Raw genomic sequence first — 22,130 nt, 5'->3', positions numbered from 1 at the left:
AAGTCCTGCGTTGTGACGGTTTAAAAAGAACGATTTGAAAAGCATCGCACTCCATATCCCAGGGGGCTGTGATGCAAGCCCCGCCCGCAGCCGGTTTTACCTGACAGAGGAAGACTTATGTTCGGTTTGGAGGCGCTCGATCTCGCCCGAATCCAGTTTGCGTTTACCATCTCGTTCCACATCCTGTTCCCGGCCATCACCATTGGCCTGGCGAGTTACCTGGCAGTGCTCGAAGGCCTGTGGCTGAAGACACACGACGACACCTACCGCGACCTGTATCACTTCTGGTCGAAGATTTTCGCCGTCAACTTCGGCATGGGCGTGGTGTCCGGGCTGGTCATGGCTTATCAATTCGGCACCAACTGGAGCCGCTTTTCCGACTTTGCCGGGGCGGTCACCGGGCCGCTGCTGACGTATGAGGTGCTCACGGCATTCTTCCTCGAAGCGGGCTTCCTCGGCGTGATGCTGTTTGGCTGGAATCGCGTGGGTCGGGGCTTGCACTTCTTTTCCACGGTCATGGTGGCCGTCGGTACGCTGATCTCGACCTTCTGGATCCTGTCCTCCAACAGCTGGATGCAAACCCCGCAAGGCTACGAAATCATCGATGGCCGGGTCATTCCGGTGGATTGGCTGGCGGTGGTGTTCAACCCCTCATTCCCATATCGACTGCTGCACATGTCGGTCGCCGCGTTCGTGGCCACGGCATTTTTCGTCGGCTCTTCAGCGGCTTGGCATCTGCTTCGCGGTCGCGACAACCCGGCCGTTCGCCGCATGCTGTCGATGGCGATGTGGATGGCCTTGCTGGTCGCACCCGTGCAGGCGGTTATCGGTGATTTCCACGGTCTCAACACACTCAAGCACCAGCCGGCCAAAATTGCCGCCATCGAAGGACATTGGGAAAACGTCGGTGACGAACCCACGCCGCTGATTCTGTTCGGCTGGCCGGACATGAAGGCCGAGGAAACCAAGTTCGCCGTGGAGATTCCGTACCTGGGCAGCTTGATCCTCACCCACTCGCTGACCGACCAAGTGCCGGCATTGAAGGAATTCCCGCCTGAGGATCGACCGAACTCGACCATCGTGTTCTGGTCGTTCCGGGTCATGGTCGGCCTGGGGCTGCTGATGATCTTCACCGGCCTGTGCAGCCTCTGGCTGCGCCGCGGCGACCGGCTCTATCAATCTCGCCCGTTCCTGCACCTGGTGCTTTGGATGGGGCCGTCCGGGCTGATTGCGATCCTGGCCGGCTGGTTCACCACGGAGATCGGGCGCCAGCCGTGGGTAGTCTACGGCCTGATGCGCACGGCCGATGCGTCGTCCGGCCACAGCTTTGCGCAAATGAGCTTTACCCTGGTCATGTTCGTGGTGGTGTATTTCGCGCTGTTCGGCGCCGGGCTGAGCTACATGATGCGCCTGGTGCGCAAGGGGCCGGTGGCCCACGAAGCCGAGCCGAGCGACGGTGGCCCGGGCCAGAAACGCACCCCGGCCCGTCCATTGTCGGCTGCCAACGAAGGCGACGACGAAGTGGACCACAACGACAGCTCGAACAAGGGGAATTGAGTCATGGGTATTGATCTTCCGCTGATCTGGGCCGTGGTCATCATCTTCGGCATCATGATGTACGTGATCATGGACGGCTTCGACCTGGGGATCGGCATTCTTTTCCCCTTCATCAAGGGAGAGCGGGATCGCGACGTGATGATGAACACCGTCGCACCGGTCTGGGACGGCAACGAAACCTGGTTGGTGCTGGGCGGGGCGGGGCTGTTCGGCGCGTTTCCGCTGGCCTATTCGGTGGTGCTCTCGGCCTTGTATTTGCCGCTGATCCTGATGCTCATCGGCCTGATTTTCCGGGGCGTGGCGTTCGAGTTCCGCTTCAAGGCCAGGGCCGAGAAGCGGCACCTGTGGGACAAGGCGTTCATTGGTGGTTCGCTGACCGCGACGTTCTTCCAGGGTGTCGCGCTGGGGGCCTTCATCGATGGCTTCGAAGTGGTCAATCGGCAGTATGCCGGCGGTTCCCTGGACTGGTTCACGCCATTCACCATCTTCTGCGGGCTGGCGCTGATTGCCGCCTATGCCTTGCTCGGCTGCACCTGGTTGATCATGAAGACCGAAGGCAAGCTGCAAGAGCAAATGCACGACCTGGCCAGGCCGCTGGCGTTCGTGGTGCTGGCGGTGATCGGCATCGTCAGTATCTGGACGCCGCTGGCCCACGCCGATATCGCGGCGCGCTGGTTCACCCTGCCGAACCTGTTCTGGTTCCTGCCGGTGCCAATCCTGGTGTTGGTGACCATGTACGGGTTGTTCCGCGCCGTGGCACGCAATGCCAACTACACGCCATTTATCCTGACGTTGGTGCTGATCTTCCTGGGCTACAGCGGCCTTGGCATCAGCCTGTGGCCGAACATCGTGCCACCGTCCATTTCGATCTGGGACGCCGCGTCACCGCCACAGAGCCAAGGCTTCATGCTGGTCGGCACGTTGTTCATCATTCCGTTGATCCTGGTGTACACCTTCTGGAGCTACTACGTGTTCCGCGGCAAGGTGACCCATGATGATGGCTACCATTGACCGACCCGGGAGGTGCCGAGGATGGCCAAGCCTGACTTGAAAGACATCGAGGCCGCTGAAAAGAAACCGTTATGGCAGCGACTCGGTTGGCTGGCGGCGATTTGGGCCGGCAGCGTGCTGGCATTGTTCATCGTCGCCAGCCTGATGCGGATGTTCATGAATGCGGCAGGGTTGACCACCCACTGAAGTGGCTATTTACGGGCCTTGAGAATCACGAACTTCGGCGTGGCGGCGACCTGTTCGACACCGCGGAACAGCCGCGCCAGTTTGCTGTGGTAGCCCAGGTGGCGGTTGCCGACGATGTACAGCGCGCCGCCGACCACCAGCGCTTCGCGGGCCTGCTGGAACATTCGCCAGGCGAGGAAATCGCCTACTACCTGCTGTTGATGAAACGGCGGGTTGCACAGCACCACATCCAAAGACTGTGCGTCTTGCCCGGCCAGGCCATCGCCGGCCCTTACGACCACCTCGCGCTCGCCCAGGGCGGCTCGCCAGTTTTCGGCGGCTGATTGCACCGCCATGTACGACTCGTCCACCAGTGTGTAGCGGGCCTCCGGGTTTTGCAGCGCACTGGCAATGGCCAATACACCGTTGCCGCAACCCAGGTCCGCGACACGGGCTGAGCCCAGGTTTTTTGGCAGGTGCGGCAGGAAGGCGCGAGTGCCGATGTCCAGGCCTTCGCGACAGAACACGTTGGCGTGATTGAGCAGCTCGATATTCGGCTCATCCAACGCATACCGAGTGGGGTAGGGGGAGACGGCCGGGGGCCTCGGTTGCGGCGTGGCAATCAACAGGCGGGCTTTCTTTACCGCCAAGGAGGCTTGCACCGAGCCGATGTAGCGCTCCATCAGGTCCCCTGCGGCCCGGGGCAAATGCTTGACCATCGCGCCAGCGATGACCTGGGCGCCTGGAGCGAGTTGCCCTTGCAGCCGGATCAGTTGTTCTTCCAGTAGGGCCAGGGTCTTGGGCACCTTGACCAGGACGCGGTCGAAAGGCCCTGCCAATGCTTCGCTGGCCGGCACGATCGGTACCGCATCGAAAGGCAAGCCGTTGCGTACCAGATTCTTTTCCAAGGCCTGCAGCGCCAGGAACGAGTCGCCACTGCTGGTGACCTGGACCTTGCCTGCAAGGCTCGCCGCCAGGGCGCCGAAGCCATCGTTGAGTACCAACACCCGAGTCTGCGCGTCCGGTTGTTGTTCGGCCAGGTACGCAAGCAAGTATCCATCGGCCGCGTCGAATGCTTGCAACGGTTCGTTCTGCTGTTCGGGTTGGCGGATCAGATCGAGTTGGGCGAAGGGAGTATCGAGCAAGGGCATGGTTGGGACTCTGGCAAATCAACGAGTGTCCCGCTGCCTTGGGATGGTCTTTCAGCGGGACCTCCTGAATGAACTGCAACGCGGTCTGGGCGTCATCATTCAAGTTGGGCCGTGAATGGTACGTTTTTTTGCCAGGCATTACTCGCAGGTTTTTCAGGAAGGGCTGTTGAGCTAGATCACATGGATGTGCGCAGCTTTCGCCACCGCCGAGATTTTATTGGTCACGTTCAGTTTTCGCATACAGCTGCAGACATGGAAGTTAACGGTGCGCTCGGACAGACAGAGAATCCGGCCCACTTCCGACGCAGTCTTCCCTTCGGCGGACCACCTCAACACTTCGATCTCCCGGGGCGAGAGATGACACGTCAGCGGGGGCGTCATATGGTCGGATAACTTTTTGCCAGCCAGCGCGTGCAGTCTCTGGCTAGCGAAGATGGCATAGCCAAGATTGCCATAGTGTTCTTCGGCCTCGATGGGGCAATGGGTCCTGGCGAGGCTGAACAGACTGTAATGGGTACCGTGTTCATCATGCACGGCTTGGGTCCAGCCGTGTGCGAGGCCTTGTCGGTTGAGTTCCTGCCATAATTGGGGGGCTTCGGAGAAAACCTTCTCGCTCCATAGGATTGGCAAGGAAGAGTGATTGCAATGCGCTATTACTGGGTCATTTGAAGCGTAGCCGTTCTGTTCATAGAGTCTGTCCCATCCATACGGGTAATTATTCATGTTGATCTTGCTGGTATATCGATCAGGGGCACCTGAATAAGCGGCAAGCGCGCAATATTCAAAGCCTTGATAATTAAAGAAATCCAATACCAGTCGATAGGCTCTTTGCAAGTCCTTCTCACAGGATAGTTTTCTCAATTGCAAGTGCTTCCACTCGTCCATTGTCATTCTCCTTGGGGGCTCATCAACGAGGTGGATCCAATCCATGACGCGCAACTGAGTGTAGGACTTTTCCTAACTTGCGGTTAGATTTTTTTCTTTTGTTCGGTGTTGCGGCTATTGAGGAAGGCACTTATCTAACAATGTTTTGATACATGCCTATTTATTTTGTAGAACTTTATCGGGTGCTGTACAAGTAGGGTGGCTTAACGCTATCAGTTGTGCAGGGTGGTTAATATCTTCACTTTGCGGGACACTGTGGGCCTTGTTCGATTGGAGTGCCCCATGACCGACAACGCAGACAAGTTTACCCGCCAGACATTGGTCGATGTACAACCATTGACGCCTCACTTGTTTACTCTACGCACCACTAGGGACCGTGGTTTTCGTTTCCGGGCGGGACAGTTTGCCCGGCTCGGTGTCGTCAAGTCAGATGGAAGCACCGTCTGGCGCGCTTATTCCATGGTGTCATCGCCGTTCGACGAGTTTCTCGAATTCTTTTCGATCGTCGTCCCAGGTGGCGAATTCACCAGCGAGCTGAGCCGCTTGAAACCAGGGGATAGCCTGCTGGTGGAGCGCCAGTCCTTTGGTTATCTGACGCTGGACCGTTTTGTCGACGGTCGCGATTTATGGCTGTTGTCCACCGGGACAGGCGTCGCGCCGTTTATTTCGATCTTGCAGGATTTCGAAGTGTGGGAGAAATTCGAGCGGATCATCCTCGTCTATAGCGTGCGCGAGGCCAGGGAGCTGGCGTACCAGAAGCTTATAGATGAGTTGTCACAGCGAGATTACCTGGCCGAGTACGCCCATAAGTTCAAGTTCATCGCGACGGTCACTCGTGAGCAAGTTCCGAATACGCTCAATGGGCGCATTACCACGTTGATCGAAAATGGCGAGCTGGAACGGGTCGCCGGTGTCGCGCTGACGCCTGAATATTCCCGGGTCATGCTCTGCGGCAATCCCCAGATGATTGACGATACGCGCAAGCTGCTCAAGGCCAGGGGCTTGCAACTGAGCCTGACCCGTCGGCCTGGCCAGGTGGCGGTGGAAAACTATTGGTAGAAAAATGGCGTCCCGCGGACGCCATTTCAACACAGCAATGATCAGGGCCGTTCGTTCTGGGCCTTGAGCAAGTCACGGATCTCGCTTAACAGCTGTTCTTCCTTGGTCGGCACAGGGGGCGCGCTCGGAGCGACGGCTTCTTCGCGCTTGAGCCGGTTGATGGCCTTGACGCCCATGAAGATCGCGAACGCGACGATGATGAAATCAACCGTGCTCTGGATGAATTTGCCGTAGGCCAGCACAACTGCGGGCGTATCGCCCTGGGCGGCCTTGAGCGTAATGGCCAGGTCACTGAAGTCCACCCCGCCGATCAAGAGGCCGATCGGGGGCATGACGACGTCACCGACGAATGACGAAACGATCTTGCCAAAAGCGGCACCGATGATGATCCCGACGGCCATGTCGACGACATTGCCTTTGACCGCGAAGGCCTTGAACTCGCTTAGCACGCCCATGAGTTGTTCCTTGTGAAAGATGAGTTGAAACCCGCAGTGTAAGCCAGCCATCGGTGTCTCGCTCGACATGACGCCTTACACCGCTTGCCTGTTTATCGACCCGTCCCCCCGCAAAAAGTTTACAAAGTGCCACCAATCGCGCGTGATACGTGGTTTCGGACTGATTCCCTACATTGTTTTTTCTATCAGGATGGTACGGTATTTCTATTTAGGTTTTTATTTTCCGAGCACTAGCCTCTAAAAGGCGCACATGGATGCGCTTATAAAATTAGAGGAAACTTCAATGAACACTTCCCTTGGCCTCGGCGCTATGTCCGGTCGCCGTTCCCTTGTCGTCCTGACCGCCAGCCTGTTTTCCCTGTCCGTCAATGCCGCCACGCTGACCCGCGACAACGGTGCGGCGGTAGGCGACAACCAGAACTCGCAAACCGCGGGCCCCAATGGCCCGACCTTGTTGCAGGACGTGCAGCTGATCCAGAAACTCCAGCGGTTCGACCGCGAACGTATTCCCGAGCGTGTCGTGCATGCCCGTGGTACCGGTGCGCATGGTGAATTTTCCGTGTCCAACGACCTGAGCGACCTGACCAAGGCCAAGGTCTTCGCGGCAGGCCAAGTCACGCCGGTGTTCGTGCGTTTTTCCGCCGTGGTGCATGGCAACCACTCGCCTGAAACATTGCGCGACCCGCGTGGCTTTGCCACCAAGTTCTATACGGCGGATGGCAACTGGGATTTGGTGGGTAATAACTTCCCGACGTTTTTCATTCGCGACGCAATCAAGTTTCCTGACATGGTCCATGCGTTCAAACCCGACCCGCGAACCAACCTGGATGACGATTCCCGTCGTTTCGATTTCTTTTCCCATGTTCCGGAGGCGACTCGTACCCTGACCGAGTTGTATTCCAACTCCGGAACGCCAGCCAGTTATCGAGAGATGGACGGTAATGGCGTGCATGCTTACAAACTGATCAACGCCAAGGGCGAAATCAGCTATGTAAAGTTCCATTGGAAAAGTTTGCAGGGCATCAAAAATCTCGACCCGAAAGAAGTTGTGAAAGTACAAGGGCAGGATTACAGCCATATGACCAACGACTTGGTCAGTCATATCAATAAGGGGGACTTTCCCAAGTGGGACTTGTACGTTCAGGTACTCAAGCCACAGGAGTTGTCCAAGTTTGACTTCGACCCATTGGACGCAACGAAGATCTGGCCGGATGTTCCTGAGCGAAAAGTCGGACAAATGGTCTTGAACCGTAATCCGGCGAATGTTTTCCAGGAAACCGAGCAAGTGGCAATGGCGCCGGCGAATCTGGTGCCGGGTATCGAGCCTTCGGAAGATCGGTTGTTGCAGGGCCGGGTGTTTTCCTATGCCGATACGCAAATGTACCGGGTTGGGCCGAACGCGCTGCAGTTGCCGATCAATGCACCCAAGGTCGCTGTCAACAATGGCAACCAGGACGGCGCGATGAATTCCGGCAAGACCAGTACCGGCGTGAACTATCAACCGAGCCGCTTGATGCCACGTGAAGAACAGTCCTCGGCGCGCTATAGCCAGGCCGAGCTGACCGGCAGTACCCAGCAGGCGAAGATCCAGCGTGAGCAGAATTTCAAGCAGGCCGGCGACCTGTACCGCTCGTTCAACCAAAAGGAGCGCAATGACTTGATCGAGAGTTTCGGTGGGTCTCTGGCGACCACCGATGAGGAGAGCAAGCACATCATCCTGTCGTTCCTCTACAAGGCCGATCCTGAATACGGGACCGGTGTGGCCCGTGTTGCCAAGGGTGATCTGGCGCGAGTCAAGGCGCTGGCCGAGAAGCTGAGCGACTGATTCGCTTGTGGGAGCCGAGCGGGTTCGGCTCCCACAATCTTGAATCCCATGGAGAGGCATGATGCGTAAATTCCTTTTGTTGATATTCATCACCGGGTCATGGGCTGCGCTGGCCGATCAGGTTCCGAGCGCCGATGCGGAAGAGGTGCGGGCACAGCTGCAAGATTATTATTTCGATGCCGCCCGCCGGGGCGATGTGCCGATGCTCGAGACCTTCATCGAGGCCGGCTACTCGCTCGACACGCGGGACGAGAAGGGCTACACCGCGCTGATCCTGGCGGCTTATCACGGTCATGGTCCGGCAGTTGAGCGCCTGTTGGCCGCCGGGGCGGATGCTTGTGCCCAGGACCAGCGTGGCAACACTGCGCTGATGGGGGCGATCTTCAAGGGCGAAGTGCAGATCGCCCGTCGTTTGTTGTCCACCGATTGCAGCCCGGACCAGCGCAACGGCGCGGGGCAAACCGCAGCGATGTATGCCGGTCTGTTCAAGCGTGGCGAGTTGCTCGATGCCTTGAAGGCCAAGGGCGCCGATCTGGAGGCGAGGGACCCGTTGGGCAATACCCCGGTGGATCTGGCAAACGGTGAAATCAGAATGCCGGCCCCGCATTAGAGCCCGACTGTTATCATCGCGGTTTTTACCCGGAGTTCAGATGGCCAAGGCAAAGCGCATGTACGGCTGCACCGAGTGCGGCTCGACCTTTCCCAAATGGGCCGGCCAGTGCAGCGAGTGCGGGGCCTGGAACACCCTGACCGAAACCATGGTGGAAAGCGGCGGCGCAGCGGCGCCCACCGGTCGCACGGGCTGGGCCGGCCAGCAGGCGCAGATCAAGACCCTGGCCGAAGTCAGTGTTGAAGAAATCCCGCGTTTTTCCACGGCGTCCGGTGAACTGGACCGCGTGCTGGGCGGCGGCCTGGTGGACGGTTCAGTGGTGTTGATCGGCGGCGATCCGGGCATCGGCAAATCCACCATCCTGCTGCAAACCTTGTGCAACCTCGCCACACGCATGCCTGCACTGTATGTCACCGGCGAAGAATCCCAGCAGCAAGTTGCCATGCGCGCCCGACGCCTGGGATTGCCCCAAGACCAACTACGGGTCATGACCGAGACCTGCATTGAAACCATCATCGCCACGGCCCGTCTGGAAAAACCCAAGGTGATGGTGATCGACTCGATCCAGACGATCTTCACCGAGCAACTGCAATCGGCCCCGGGCGGCGTATCGCAAGTACGCGAAAGCGCGGCGTTGCTGGTGCGCTACGCCAAGCAAAGCGGCACGGCGATTTTCCTCGTAGGGCATGTCACCAAGGAAGGCGCGTTGGCGGGGCCGCGGGTGTTGGAGCACATGGTCGACACCGTGTTGTATTTCGAAGGCGAATCCGATGGTCGCCTGCGTTTGCTGCGGGCGGTGAAGAACCGCTTTGGCGCGGTCAACGAGCTGGGTGTATTTGGCATGACCGACCGGGGGCTGAAAGAAGTCTCCAACCCCTCGGCGATTTTTCTGACGCGTGCCCAGGAAGAAGTTCCTGGCAGTGTGGTCATGGCGACGTGGGAAGGCACCCGGCCGATGTTGGTCGAAGTGCAAGCGCTGGTGGATGACAGCCATCTGGCGAATCCACGTCGCGTGACGTTGGGGCTGGACCAGAACCGGTTGGCGATGTTGTTGGCGGTCCTGCACCGGCATGGTGGGATTCCTACCCACGACCAGGACGTATTCCTCAACGTAGTGGGCGGGGTCAAGGTGCTGGAGACCGCATCTGACCTGGCCTTGATGGCGGCGGTCATGTCCAGCCTGCGCAACCGGCCATTGCCTCACGATCTGTTGGTGTTTGGTGAAGTGGGATTGTCCGGGGAAGTGCGACCGGTGCCCAGCGGGCAGGAGCGGCTCAAGGAAGCGGCCAAGCACGGCTTCAAGCGCGCCATCGTGCCCAAGGGTAACGCCCCGAAGGAAGCGCCGGCGGGGTTGCAGATCATCGCGGTGACACGCTTGGAACAGGCGTTGGATGCGTTGTTCGAATGATACGGAGGTTGGTCCTTCGCCACAGGGGGCAGCGACGTATTCAAATGTGGATCAACGCCGCCAGTTCCCGCTCCAGTTCATCATGATCGGCCAGATTGAGCTCCACCAGTCGACGCAAATGGGCGATGGAATCCAGGTCGATGTGCTCGCAGACGAAGCCCAGGTGACCGTGGTCATCATGAGCCAACCGGACTTCCATCTTGACCTCCGCCTCGGGGCTCAGGTGGATGTCGGCCATGAACGGCTCCTCCGGATCTCCGAGCCAAGGCCGGGGCTTTTTGATCAGTAGCCCCTTGAGGGACAAGTCCAGCAACTTCACCGGCCAGATGAAAGGCCCTTGGCTCAGTTCGGTCTTGGCATGGAATTCAATTCGTACGAAGCGGCGGCGTTCGCTCATTACTCATTCCCCCTGGAGATTCACTGACTATAGACCCAACTGGCGCGCCGTCGTTGCCGTTCGGTCAGTGGCCGACGAATGTCGGGGTATGGCCTTTGCGCGGGTTAGCGCTAAACTCCAGTGGCTATCTTTCTTGTCCACCCTGGCCGGAATATATAAATGAAAAACAATAATAGCCCGCTACGCCATCTGCCCTGGCTACTGCTGGCCGTCTTGGGAGCGTGTGCCTTGGGCGTCGTGGCCTTGCGCCGCGGAGAGCCGATCAACGCCCTCTGGATCGTCGTCGCAGCCGTGGCCATCTACCTGGTCGCCTACCGCTACTACAGCCTTTTCATCGCCAACAACGTGATGCAACTCGATGCGCGCCGGGCCACGCCTGCCGTGCTCAACAACGATGGCCTGGACTACGTCCCGACCAACAAACACATCCTTTTCGGCCACCACTTCGCGGCCATTGCCGGCGCGGGGCCGCTGGTCGGGCCGGTGCTGGCGGCGCAGATGGGCTACCTGCCCGGCACGCTCTGGCTGATCGCCGGCGTGGTGCTGGCCGGTGCGGTGCAGGACTTCATGGTCCTGTTCCTCTCAACGCGCCGCAACGGTCGCTCCTTGGGCGACATGGTGCGCGAGGAAATGGGCCGCATCCCTGGCACCATCGCGCTGTTCGGCTGCTTCCTGATCATGATCATCATCCTCGCGGTGCTGGCGCTGATCGTGGTCAAGGCCCTGGCCGAGAGCCCGTGGGGCATCTTCACGGTGATGGCGACCATCCCGATCGCGATGTTCATGGGCATCTACATGCGCTACATCCGCCCGGGCCGCATCGGTGAGATCTCGATCATCGGCGTGCTGTTGCTGCTGGGTTCGATCTGGCTGGGCGGGCAGATCGCCGCCGATCCGGTCTGGGCCAAGGCCTTCACCTTCACCGGGATCCAGATCACCTGGATGTTGATCGGCTACGGTTTTGTCGCGGCGGTGCTGCCGGTGTGGCTGATCCTGGCGCCACGGGACTACCTGTCGACCTTCCTCAAGATCGGCACCATCGTCGCCCTGGCGATCGGCATCCTGGTCACCATGCCCGAGCTGAAAATGCCGGCATTGACCCAATTCACCGACGGCACCGGGCCGGTGTGGAAGGGCGGCTTGTTCCCGTTCCTGTTCATCACCATCGCCTGCGGCGCGGTCTCGGGTTTCCACGCACTGATCTCCTCGGGCACCACGCCCAAGCTGCTGGATAACGAAACCAACGCCCGCTACATCGGTTACGGTGGCATGCTGATGGAGTCCTTCGTGGCGATCATGGCCATGGTCGCCGCCTCGGTGATCGAGCCGGGCGTGTACTTCGCCATGAACAGCCCGGCGGCGATCGTCGGCACCGACGTGGTGGCCGTGGCCCAGACCGTCAGCAGTTGGGGCTTTGCAATCACCCCCGACGCGCTGCAAGCAGTGGCCAAGGATATCGGCGAGACCACCATCCTGGCCCGTGCCGGCGGTGCGCCGACCCTGGCGGTCGGTATCGCGCAGATCCTGCACTCGGTGCTGCCGGGTGAAAACACCATGGCGTTCTGGTACCACTTCGCGATCCTGTTCGAAGCGCTGTTCATCCTCACCGCGGTGGACGCTGGCACCCGTGCCGGGCGGTTCATGCTGCAGGACCTGCTCGGCTCGTTCGTGCCGGCCCTCAAGCGCACCGAATCCTGGACCGCCAACCTGATCGCCACCGCCGGCTGCGTCGCGCTGTGGGGCTATTTGCTGTACCAGGGCGTGATCGATCCGCTGGGCGGCATCAACACCTTGTGGCCGCTGTTCGGCATCTCCAACCAGATGCTGGCCGGTATCGCCCTGATGCTCGCCACCGTGGTGCTGATCAAGATGAAGCGCCAGCGCTACGTCTGGGTCACGCTGCTGCCGGCGAGCTGGCTGCTGATCTGCACCACCACCGCGGGCCTGATCAAGCTGTTCGACGCCAACCCGGCGATCGGCTTCCTGGCCCTGGCGCGCAAATACAACGATGCCCTGGCCGCCGGCCAGATCCTGGCCCCGGCCAAGAGCATCGAGCAGATGCAGCACGTGGTGTTCAACGCCTACACCAACGCAACGCTGACGGTGTTGTTCCTGTTCGTGGTCTTCAGCATCCTGTTCTACGCGCTCAAGGTCGGCATCGCCGCCTGGGGCACGAAAGAGCGCACGGACAAAGAAGCGCCATTCCAGGCCCTGCCGGACGCTTGATAGAGGATTGCAACGATGTTCAATGACTTGAGTCGCCTCGGTAAATACCTCGGTCAGGCCGCGCGCCTGATGGTCGGCATGCCCGACTACGACAATTATGTCGAGCACATGCAAACCAAGCACCCGGACAAGCCGCTGATGGACTACGAGGCGTTCTTCCGAGAACGCCAGGAGGCCCGCTACGGCGGCAAGGGTGGGCCCAAGTGTTGTTGAATTGAGCTAAACCCCATGTGGGAGCGGGCTTGCTCGCGAAAGCGGTGGGTCAGTCGCCATTGATGCGGCTGACATCCGTCTTCGCGAGCCGGCTCGCTCCCACATTGGTTTGTGCTTTTCTTTAATTTCGAAGCAGGAGATCCAGTTTGTCCTCTCCCATCCCGGTCACGATCCTCAGCGGCTTCCTCGGCGCGGGCAAGACCACGTTGCTGCGTCATCTGCTCAAGGCCGAGCACGGACTGAGAATTGCCGTGATCGAGAACGAATTCAGCGATGCCGGTATCGATACCCAGTTGCTGGGCGAAGAGCCGGTGCAGGTCATGACCCTGGCCAACGGCTGCGTTTGCTGCACGATCCACACCGACCTGACCAAGGCCCTGTACCTGTTGCTCGAACGGCTGGACAGCGGCGAAATCCATTTCGACCGTTTGGTGATCGAGTGCACCGGCCTCGCCGATCCGGCACCGGTAGCACAGACGTTTTTCATCGACGAAGACCTGCGTGAGCGCTACATACTCGATGGCATTCTGACCCTGGTAGATGCCGCCCACGCCGACACCCACCTGACCCAGGCCATTGCCCAGGCCCAGGTCGGATTTGCCGATCGCTTACTGCTCAGCAAGACAGACCTTGTCGACGCGGCGCACGTCGAGGCCCTTGGCGAACGCTTGATGCGCATCAACCGGCGGGCACCGATCCGAGTGGTCGAACACGGCAAGATCGACCTGGCCGAATTGCTGGATATCCGTGGATTCAATCTCAATGCGGATCTGGGCGCCGGGCTCAGCCTTCGTCCGGTTGGCAAGGCAACCACGGGCGATCGCATCAGCAGCCTGGTCCTGCGCACCGACAAGCCGCTGGACATCGACAAGCTCAGCGAATTCATGAACCAACTGCTCGAAGAGCACGGCAAGCAGTTGCTGCGCTACAAGGGGGTGCTGAATATTGCGGGCGAGTCCCGCCGATTGGTGTTCCAGGGCGTGCTCAAGTTGTACGGCTTCGATTGGGACACCGAATGGGCCCCAGGCGAAACCCGTGAAAGCGTGATCGTGTTTATCGCCGATGAACTACCCGAAGAGAAAATCCGCGCAGGTTTCGAGGCCGCGTTACGTTGACCGAAGACCCTCAAAGGCTTGTCCCGGTAACAGCGGCTGGCTGGAAACACGTCGCCGCTGTGCAGCGTTGTCAAAGAAGGCTCAGGAGAAAAGTTATCTTGGATTTTTCTTCTGTCTCGGCGAGGTAAAGATAAGGCGAGCCGCGCACCTTTAATCCGCCTATGTATTTATTGTTTTGTGTCATCAGCGAGACAGGCGAATGGGCGGCGGTAATGTTTTCCCGCGTAAGCGTTCGGTTTTGATGATCCAGGAGTGTAAGCACTGTTGGACTGCCGAGCTTTGGGCCATCGACTCCAAGAGTCTCCAGCCAGCTTTTCCTGATGAGCTTGTCGTAGTGCTTGCCAGTATTTTTTATGACCAGCTTATAGCCACCCACGGCGGGGCGAAACTGTAGCATCAGAGGCGCGGTGACGACGCCTGGTACTTTTGGCTTCATGCCAAGCAGATTGGAATGATCACGGGTTTGCCGCCTGCCGCTGTAGAAACCTCCGCTGAACGCGGTCACGGTAACCATGGTCGGTTGGCCATGCAGTACTTCAAGGAAGTTGACTTGAGCATCAAGCATGCTGAGCGTTGCTTCGAAAGATTTATTGTCCATTGGCCGTCGAGTCCTTTCTGGCTGGTGTAATGGGAATCGAAGGTTAATGGGTTTTCTTTCGTTCGCGGGGATGTATGTATTGCCAGTCGTTAAGTCTTTCCTGACTGTCTGGTTTTAGATTGAGAAGATGTTTCCTTGAATAACAGGCATAAAAAAGCCCGCATCTTTCGATGCGGGCTCGTTTTTATTGCAATCTTAATTAAGCGCCATAGACCGGCAGCTTCTTGCAAATAGCCTTGACCTTCTCACGCACGGCGTCGATCACCGCTTCGTTGTTCAGGTCCGCCAGGATGTCGCAGATCCAGCCGGCCAGTTCCTTGCACTCGGCTTCCTTGAAGCCACGAGTGGTCACGGCCGGGGTGCCGAAGCGCAGGCCCGAGGTGACGAACGGGGAGCGTGGATCGTTGGGCACCGAGTTCTTGTTGACGGTGATGAACGCTTTGCCCAGCGCAGCGTCGGCGTCTTTGCCGGAGATTTCCTGCTTGATCAGCGAGAGCAGGAACAGGTGGTTTTCAGTACCGCCGGACACCACGTCGAAGCCGCGCTCGATGAACACGCCGGCCATGGCCTTGGCGTTCTTCACCACTTGTTGCTGGTACGCCTTGAACTCAGGTTGCAGGGCTTCCTTGAAGCAGATCGCCTTGGCTGCGATCACGTGTTCCAGCGGGCCACCTTGGGCGCCTGGGAACACGGCGGAGTTCAGCTTCTTCTCGATGTCGGCGTTGGCGCGCGCCAGGATCAGGCCGCCGCGTGGACCGCGCAAGGTCTTGTGGGTGGTCGTGGTGACCACGTCGGCGAACGGCACCGGGTTCGGGTAGACGCCAGCGGCAACCAGGCCGGCCACGTGTGCCATGTCGACGAACAGGTAGGCACCGACCTTGTCGGCGATTTCGCGGAAACGCGGGAAGTCGAGGACTTGGGAGTAGGCGGAGAAGCCGGCGACGATCATTTTTGGCTTGTGCTCGAGGGCCAGGCGCTCGACTTCGTCGTAGTCGATCAGGCCGTTGCCGTCGATACCGTACTGGACGGCGTTGTACAGCTTGCCGGAGGAAGAAACGCTGGCGCCGTGGGTCAGGTGACCGCCGTGGGCCAGGCTCATGCCCAGGATGGTGTCACCGGCCGACAGCAGCGCCAGGTACACGGCGGCGTTGGCTTGGGAACCTGCGTGTGGCTGGACGTTCGCGTAATCGGCGCCGAACAGTTGCTTGGCACGGTCGATGGCCAATTGCTCGACCACGTCGACATATTCGCAACCACCGTAGTAGCGCTTGCCCGGGTAGCCTTCGGCGTATTTGTTGGTCAGTACCGAGCCTTGAGCTTCCATCACCGCGGGGCTGGTGTAGTTTTCCGAAGCGATCAGCTCAATGTGCTCTTCCTGGCGCTGAGCTTCTTGCTCCATGGCGGCAAAGAGATCGGCGTCGTACTTGGCAATAGTCAAATCACGGCTGAACATGGCGGTCCTCAAGGATCGGGGCAGAAAAGGGGGGCATTCTACCTCAACCGGTTTTGGAAGGCATATGAAAGGGCGTCATGTCTTGGACGAATGGGGTTCATGCGCCATTCAGCGGTGTCCAGGCCGGCTTCATCGCAAGCAAGCCCAGGCGCCTCGGAATTTCAGTCGAGCATGAACAACGCATCATTGCTGAACTGCGCTTCAAACCGATTCGCCGGCATCGGCCGGCCAAACAGGTAGCCCTGGACTTCGTCGCAGCCATGTTCGCGCAGGAAGTCCAGTTGCTCGTGGGTCTCGACGCCCTCGGCGATCACCGCCAGGTTGAGGCTGTGGGCCATGGCGATGATCGCTCGGGCGATCTGCGCGTCCTGCTCGCCGGACGGTAGGCCGTCGACGAAGGTGCGGTCGATCTTCAAGACGTCGATGGGAAATTGCTTGAGGTAGTTGAGCGATGAATAACCGGTGCCGAAGTCATCGACGGCAATGCTCAAGCCCAGGTTCTTCAAACCGGCGAGGATCTGCATCGCTTCGCTGACCTCGCGCATCAGGATACTTTCCGTCAGTTCAAGCTCCAGGCATGCCGGCGGCAGGCCGGTGCTGCGCAGGATATTGGCGATGCGCGTGCCCAACTGGCCGTCCGAGAATTGCCGGGCGGAAATATTGACCGAGACCTTCGGCACCCGGACCTTGGTCTGGTGCCAGGTCCTGAGTTGTCGACAGGCTTCGCTGATGACCCAGTCGCCGACGTCCACCACCAGCCCGAGTTCTTCGAGCACCGGGATGAAATCCCCCGGCGGCACCAAACCGCGTCGTGGATGGCGCCAGCGCAGCAGGGCTTCGGCACCGGTCAAGCGTTTGCCGTCGCCGCTGAATTGCGGTTGGTAATACAGCACGAACTCATTTTGCTCCAGGGCATGGCGCAGGTCGCTTTCCAGTTCCAGGCGCTCCAGGGCGCTGGCGTTCATGTCGGCCTGGTAGAACTGGAAGTTGTTCTTGCCGCGTTCCTTGGCGTGATACATGGCCGTGTCGGCGTTCTTCATCAATTGGCTGAGTTCATTGCCATCCTGGGGGCTCAGGGCGATGCCGATACTGGCGGTGACAAAAAACTCGCGGCCTTCGAGCACGAATGGCCGGACCAGGCTCGCAAGGATCTGCTCGGCCACCGTGATCGCCCGGTTCAGTGCCATTTCGCGGCTGGCACGCGGTTGCAGCAGCAGGGTGAATTCGTCGCCGCCCATGCGCGCCACGGTGTCGTCGTCGGCGACACAGCCGAGCAGGCGCGTGGCCATTTCCTTGAGCATCCGGTCACCGGCCGCATGGCCAAGTGAGTCATTGATCGGCTTGAAGCGGTCCAGATCGAGGAACATCAGCACTACCCAACTCTTCTGCCGCTCGGCCGATTGCAGCGCAGTGTGCAGGCGGTCCTGGAACAGCGTGCGGTTGGGCAGGTGGGTCAGGGCGTCGTAGTAGGCCAGGCGATGGATGCGCTGCTCGCTGGCCTTGCGTTCGCTGATATCGCTGAAGAAACACACATAGCTGGCCAGGTCGCCTTCGTCGTCGAGCACCGCCGTGATGCCGACCCAGGCCGGGTAGTGTTCGCCGTTGCGGCGCTTGAGCCAGACTTCGCCTTCCCAGGTGCTGTGCTGTTCCAGTTGCTTGAGCACATAGCGCAGGTGCGCTTCCTGCTGGTCGTCAACGGTCAGCATGTTGGGCAACTGGTCCAGTACCTGCGAGACGGCATAACCGCTGACGCGACTGAACGCTTCGTTAGCCTGGACAATGTAGCCGGCCGGGTCGGTGATCAGGATCGCCGAGGTCGAGTGCTCGAATACCGTGGCGGCCATGCGCAAGTCCTTTTCGGCGCGACGCTGCTGGCTGATGTCGCGACCGACGCCGAGCACGCCTTCGAACGCACCGTTGTCGTCCCACACCAGCACTAGCCGCAGCTCGATCGGGATCTTGCGTCCATCGGCGCGCAGGCAATCGAACAAGAACAACTGGGTCTGCATCTGGTTGCGCAGCTCGGTCAGTTGCTCGGGCTTGTCGAGAGCCTTGCTGAGCCGGTCCATCAGGCTGTAGATGCCGGTCAGTTGCTGTGGATTGGCGATGGTTGACTGCCAGCCGTTCTGGAAGATCGAGTCGGCGGTGTAGCCCAGCACCGCTTGGACGGACGGGCTGACATAGTTGAGCGAAAGCTTGCTGTCGGTCGAGAAAATCACGTCACTGATACTCTCGGCGAGCATCCGGTAGCGTTGTTCGCTGTCGCGCAGCGATTCGCTGGCTTCGATCTGCTCGGTGACGTCCTTGGCCACGCCGATGATCCGCGTCACCTGGTCATGACGGTCACGGGCCAGCGCCTGTTCACGGACTTCGAAACGGCGCCATTTGCCGTTGCGATGGCGAAAGCGCAACTGGCATTGCAGCAACTGTGTATAGCCGCCGCGTCGTTGTTCCTGGCGCAGCGTGTGATAGTGATCGGCATCGTCGCTGTGCAGCAGGATTTCCCAGAAATACTCGCCCATCTGGTGCAGTTCGGTACGGTCATAACCGAGCGTCTGGCCCAGGTGGTGGTTGCTGAAGATCATCCGCTGGCTGATCACATCCTGCACATAAAGATGATCCGGAACGGTACGCACCACATCGGACCAGAACCCTTCGCGCTCGAGCAAAGACAGTTCGATCAGCTTGCGGCTGGTGATATCGCTGATGCTGAGGATGACGGCGTTATAGTCGTGCTGCGTCTCCGGCAGGCGCAAGACCAGCCACAAGTGCTGGTCTCGGCCATGGGCGTCCTGGATCCTGATTTCCAGTTCCAGCTGTTTATGCGAATCGAGCAGCGCTTCGATCAGTTTCGAACCGACCGGGTTGTTGTCCTTTGCCGCATTGCCAACGAGCAATTGCCAGGCTTGCTCGCACGAATCGACATTGAGCAGCTTCAACGCCATCTGGTTGACTTCGGTGACGTGGACTTGCTGCTGCAACTGTTCGAGCTGTTGCGGGACCTCCAGCCAGGCACGCAATTGGTCGCCGCTGTGCAATCCGGCTCTGGCAAAGAATGCCTTGAGGCCGGAAAGGTCAAGCACGCAAAGCGCCACGCCGGTGCCTTCGAAGATGTCCTGGTAGCGACGGCGTCCTTCGTGCAACTGCCGCTGGCGTCGGCGCATGTTCAGCAGCGCAATCACCGGCAACAGCGAAAACGCCAGCCCCAGCAGGCATTTGCCGATGAAGGCAGGGAGCAGTTGCTCAAGCACCTGGCGTCGGTCGAATAACCCGCGCAGTTGCCAGTCGCTACTGCTCAGGGGCACGGTCAATACGGTGTTGCTCAGGTCTTGCGGGGTCAGTTGGGTCGGGGTGAGCGCGGGCAGGCTTTCATCGCGGCTGATGATTTGCTGGTTGAGACGGTTCTCCACCAGCCAGAGAGGCCGCAGGCCCGTATCGGCTTGCTTGGTCAAGGTCGAAAAGAAACTGGGTGTCAGGCGCAGGGCCCAGTATCCGCGAGAGCTGCCGCTGGCCTGGTGCAACAGCAGGTGCACCACGGAACCATCCTCGGCGTTGCTGAAATAGTGCGCCTGGGCGTGACTGCGTCGCACCAGTTCGACCAGGTAGTCGGCGTCGTGGCTACCTGCGTCACTGTCACTGAGCACTCGGCCGGAGGGGCTCAACAGCGCCAGGCTGCGCAGTTCGGGCAATGATTGCTGGAGCTTGCGCAACAGGGCCTGCTGTTCGTCGGCGCTTTGCGGTTGTTCGACGATCGGTAGCAGGTTAAGGGCTATTTGCGCATTCAGGGCCATGTTCAGGCTGACTTGCGCGGCGAGGTCGGCGGTGTAGTCGATGGTGTATTGGCGTTGCTGCTGCTGGGTTTCGCGCAACTGGTCGAGCAATTGCCAGAAGAGTAATCCCAGCAATAACAGCACCAGCGAGGCCAGCGCGCCCTTCAATGTCCCGCGCAGGGGCAAGCCAGGCACAGCGACGGGCGCGCTTGGGGACGGTGGCGAAGTGACGTTGGACAAGCTGTAATCCTGCGGTTTGCTGGACTGGCGCGACGTGCACTATAAGCCGGACGCCCGAAGGGCGGCTAGCATGCCTTGACTTGTGGCAAAGTGCCAGCCCTTGGCGGCTGGACCTTGACCGACGGTTGAGGTAGCTTTGCCGGTCAAACAAGAGCGTTCCAGCTCCAGATTCCCAGGCTCTATCGGCCCGCAGGCATTGATAATCATCAACTGCCCGCGCCGCGCATGGCCTGGCTCGTTCTTTTCACCTGTCACTGACGCTAGGTTCACCATGGCTCAATACGTCTTCACCATGCATCGGCTGAGCAAAGTTGTTCCGCCGAAGCGGGAAATCCTGAAAAACATTTCTCTGTCCTTCTTTCCCGGCGCCAAGATCGGCGTACTGGGCCTCAACGGCTCGGGTAAGTCCACGCTGCTGAAAATCATGGCCGGCGTCGATAACGAATTCGACGGCGAAGCCCGGCCGATGCCGGACCTGAACATCGGTTACCTGCCGCAAGAGCCCCAGCTGGACCCGACCAAGACCGTCCGTGAGGTGGTCGAGGAAGCGGTCAGCGTCATCAAGGACGCCCAGGCGCGCCTGGACGAGGTCTATGCCGCCTACGCCGACCCGGACGCCGACTTCGACAAGCTGGCCGCCGAACAAGCCAAGCTCGAAGCGATCCTGCAGGCCAGCGACGGCCATAACCTGGACCGTCAGCTGGAAGTGGCCGCCGATGCGCTGCGCCTGCCGGCCTGGGACGCGAAGGTCGAACACCTCTCTGGTGGCGAGAAGCGCCGCGTGGCCCTGTGCCGCCTGCTGCTGTCGGCCCCGGACATGTTGCTGCTCGACGAACCGACCAACCACCTGGACGCCGATTCCGTCGCCTGGCTCGAACATTTCCTGCACGACTTCCCAGGCACCGTGGTTGCGATCACGCACGACCGTTACTTCCTGGACAACGTCGCCGGCTGGATCCTGGAACTCGACCGCGGCGCGGGCATTCCGTACGAAGGCAACTATTCGGGTTGGCTGGAAGCCAAGTCCGATCGTCTGGCCCAGGAATCCAAGCAGCAGTCGGCCCATGAAAAAGCCATGAAGGAAGAGCTGGAGTGGGTGCGCAAAGGCGCCAAGGCCCGCCAGTCCAAATCCAAGGCACGTCTGCAACGCTTCGAGGAAATGCAATCCCAGGAATTCCAGAAGCGCAGCGAAACCAACGAGATCTACATTCCGGCCGGCCCGCGCCTGGGTGACAAGGTCATCGAGTTCAAGAACGTCACCAAGGGTTATGGCGACCGCGTGTTGATCGACAACCTGTCGTTCGCCATGCCAAAAGGCGCCATCGTCGGTGTGATCGGTGGTAACGGCGCGGGTAAATCCACGCTGTTCCGCATGCTGATGGGCAAGGAAACGCCGGATTCGGGCACCATCGAGATCGGCGAAACCGTGCAGTTGGCCTGCGTCGACCAGAGCCGCGAGGACCTGGACGGCAGCAAGACCGTGTTCCAGCAGATCTCCGACGGTTCCGACCAGATCCGCATCGGCAACTATGAAATCCCGTCGCGCACTTATGTCGGTCGCTTCAACTTCAAGGGCGGCGACCAACAGAAGTTCGTCAAGGACTTGTCCGGTGGTGAGCGCGGTCGCTTGCACCTGGCGTTGACCTTGAAGGAGGGCGGCAACGTCCTGCTGCTCGACGAACCGTCCAACGACCTCGACGTCGAAACCCTGCGTTCCCTGGAAGAAGCCTTGCTGGACTTCCCGGGCGCCGCCATTGTGATCTCCCACGATCGGTGGTTCCTCGACCGTGTGGCGACTCACATCCTGGCGTATGAAGACGACTCGCAAGCGGTGTTCTTCGAAGGCAACTACACCGAGTATGAAGCCGATCGCAAGAAACGCCTCGGCGAAGCCGCTGCCCAGCCGCATCGCGTACGGCACAAGAAACTGGCCTGATTCGGTCGGTTGCATGAAAAACGGAGCCATCATCGGGCTCCGTTTTTCATGGGCAC

18 protein-coding genes are annotated in these 22,130 nt (G+C 59.8%); 11 read left to right on the top strand and 7 right to left on the bottom strand.

The window, feature by feature from the left end:
* Positions 1–117: 117 nt before the first annotated feature.
* The 3 genes from VQ575_RS22825 to VQ575_RS22815 are packed head-to-tail and all read left to right on the top strand — an operon-like array spanning position 118 to position 2,754.
* The gene (locus VQ575_RS22825; RefSeq protein ID WP_039594117.1) at positions 118–1,557 is read left to right on the top strand and encodes a cytochrome ubiquinol oxidase subunit I; all 1,440 of its coding nucleotides are present in this window, start codon (positions 118–120) and stop codon (positions 1,555–1,557) included.
* A gap of 3 nt (positions 1,558–1,560) precedes the next feature.
* Positions 1,561–2,568: a cytochrome d ubiquinol oxidase subunit II gene (cydB, locus tag VQ575_RS22820; protein WP_039594118.1), complete on the top strand. Its 1,008-nt coding sequence runs from the start codon at positions 1,561–1,563 to the stop codon at positions 2,566–2,568.
* 21 nt (positions 2,569–2,589) lie between these two features.
* On the top strand, positions 2,590–2,754 hold the full coding sequence (locus VQ575_RS22815) for a DUF2474 domain-containing protein (RefSeq protein WP_080942585.1): 165 nt from the start codon (positions 2,590–2,592) through the stop codon (positions 2,752–2,754).
* Positions 2,755–2,759: 5 nt separating this feature from the next.
* Here VQ575_RS22815 and VQ575_RS22810 read toward each other — a convergent pair whose 3' ends face one another.
* Positions 2,760–3,884, bottom strand: a complete 1,125-nt coding sequence (locus VQ575_RS22810; protein ID WP_039594119.1) for a methyltransferase — start codon at positions 3,882–3,884, stop codon at positions 2,760–2,762.
* Positions 3,885–4,055: 171 nt separating this feature from the next.
* Entirely contained in the window at positions 4,056–4,769 is a 714-nt protein-coding gene (locus tag VQ575_RS22805; protein ID WP_325918455.1) for an autoinducer binding domain-containing protein, read from the bottom strand.
* Between the two features lie 282 nt (positions 4,770–5,051).
* On the opposite strand from VQ575_RS22805, the gene VQ575_RS22800 reads away from it, so the two are divergent.
* Entirely contained in the window at positions 5,052–5,828 is a 777-nt protein-coding gene (locus tag VQ575_RS22800) for a ferredoxin--NADP reductase (RefSeq protein ID WP_039594121.1), read from the top strand.
* A 41-nt stretch (positions 5,829–5,869) separates the two neighbouring features.
* Here the strand turns inward: VQ575_RS22800 and mscL are convergent, their stop codons facing one another.
* Positions 5,870–6,283: a large-conductance mechanosensitive channel protein MscL gene (gene mscL / locus VQ575_RS22795; RefSeq protein WP_039594122.1), complete on the bottom strand. Its 414-nt coding sequence runs from the start codon at positions 6,281–6,283 to the stop codon at positions 5,870–5,872.
* 283 nt (positions 6,284–6,566) lie between these two features.
* Between mscL and katB the strand changes: the two genes are divergently transcribed.
* The 3 genes from katB (at position 6,567) to radA (ending at position 10,126) form a co-directional block, all read left to right on the top strand.
* Positions 6,567–8,108 (top strand): catalase KatB, encoded by a 1,542-nt coding sequence (gene katB, locus VQ575_RS22790; RefSeq protein WP_039594123.1) that lies wholly within the window; start codon positions 6,567–6,569, stop codon positions 8,106–8,108.
* A 61-nt stretch (positions 8,109–8,169) separates the two neighbouring features.
* On the top strand, positions 8,170–8,718 hold the full coding sequence (locus VQ575_RS22785; RefSeq protein ID WP_039594124.1) for an ankyrin repeat domain-containing protein: 549 nt from the start codon (positions 8,170–8,172) through the stop codon (positions 8,716–8,718).
* 40 nt (positions 8,719–8,758) lie between these two features.
* Positions 8,759–10,126 (top strand): DNA repair protein RadA, encoded by a 1,368-nt coding sequence (gene radA, locus VQ575_RS22780; protein WP_030140305.1) that lies wholly within the window; start codon positions 8,759–8,761, stop codon positions 10,124–10,126.
* Positions 10,127–10,166: 40 nt separating this feature from the next.
* Here the strand turns inward: radA and VQ575_RS22775 are convergent, their stop codons facing one another.
* Positions 10,167–10,523, bottom strand: a complete 357-nt coding sequence (locus tag VQ575_RS22775) for a PilZ domain-containing protein (RefSeq protein WP_039594125.1) — start codon at positions 10,521–10,523, stop codon at positions 10,167–10,169.
* Between the two features lie 159 nt (positions 10,524–10,682).
* On the opposite strand from VQ575_RS22775, the gene VQ575_RS22770 reads away from it, so the two are divergent.
* The 3 genes from VQ575_RS22770 to yjiA all read left to right on the top strand — a co-directional run bounded on the left by VQ575_RS22770 (position 10,683) and on the right by yjiA (position 14,077).
* Complete coding sequence (locus VQ575_RS22770; RefSeq protein WP_045156996.1) at positions 10,683–12,749, top strand: carbon starvation CstA family protein; 2,067 nt, start codon at positions 10,683–10,685, stop codon at positions 12,747–12,749.
* 15 nt (positions 12,750–12,764) lie between these two features.
* A complete protein-coding gene (locus tag VQ575_RS22765; protein WP_003201656.1) occupies positions 12,765–12,962 on the top strand; it encodes a YbdD/YjiX family protein in 198 nt (65 codons plus the stop codon).
* A gap of 146 nt (positions 12,963–13,108) precedes the next feature.
* On the top strand, positions 13,109–14,077 hold the full coding sequence (yjiA, locus tag VQ575_RS22760) for a GTPase (RefSeq protein ID WP_039593916.1): 969 nt from the start codon (positions 13,109–13,111) through the stop codon (positions 14,075–14,077).
* Positions 14,078–14,147: 70 nt separating this feature from the next.
* Here the strand turns inward: yjiA and VQ575_RS22755 are convergent, their stop codons facing one another.
* The 3 genes from VQ575_RS22755 to VQ575_RS22745 all read right to left on the bottom strand — a co-directional run bounded on the left by VQ575_RS22755 (position 14,148) and on the right by VQ575_RS22745 (position 20,138).
* Positions 14,148–14,675 (bottom strand): hypothetical protein, encoded by a 528-nt coding sequence (locus VQ575_RS22755; RefSeq protein ID WP_325918454.1) that lies wholly within the window; start codon positions 14,673–14,675, stop codon positions 14,148–14,150.
* Between the two features lie 199 nt (positions 14,676–14,874).
* The gene (glyA, locus tag VQ575_RS22750; RefSeq protein ID WP_039593914.1) at positions 14,875–16,128 is read right to left on the bottom strand and encodes a serine hydroxymethyltransferase; all 1,254 of its coding nucleotides are present in this window, start codon (positions 16,126–16,128) and stop codon (positions 14,875–14,877) included.
* Between the two features lie 161 nt (positions 16,129–16,289).
* Complete coding sequence (locus VQ575_RS22745) at positions 16,290–20,138, bottom strand: sensor domain-containing protein (RefSeq protein ID WP_045156994.1); 3,849 nt, start codon at positions 20,136–20,138, stop codon at positions 16,290–16,292.
* Positions 20,139–20,409: 271 nt separating this feature from the next.
* On the opposite strand from VQ575_RS22745, the gene ettA reads away from it, so the two are divergent.
* Positions 20,410–22,074, top strand: a complete 1,665-nt coding sequence (ettA, locus tag VQ575_RS22740; RefSeq protein WP_039593912.1) for an energy-dependent translational throttle protein EttA — start codon at positions 20,410–20,412, stop codon at positions 22,072–22,074.
* Positions 22,075–22,130 lie beyond the last annotated feature (56 nt).

Source organism: Pseudomonas frederiksbergensis, from assembly GCF_035751725.1.
Lineage (GTDB): Bacteria > Pseudomonadota > Gammaproteobacteria > Pseudomonadales > Pseudomonadaceae > Aquipseudomonas > Aquipseudomonas frederiksbergensis_A.
The sequence above is the reverse complement of the archived record's forward strand: the minus strand, read 5'-3'. Positions and strand labels throughout refer to the sequence as shown.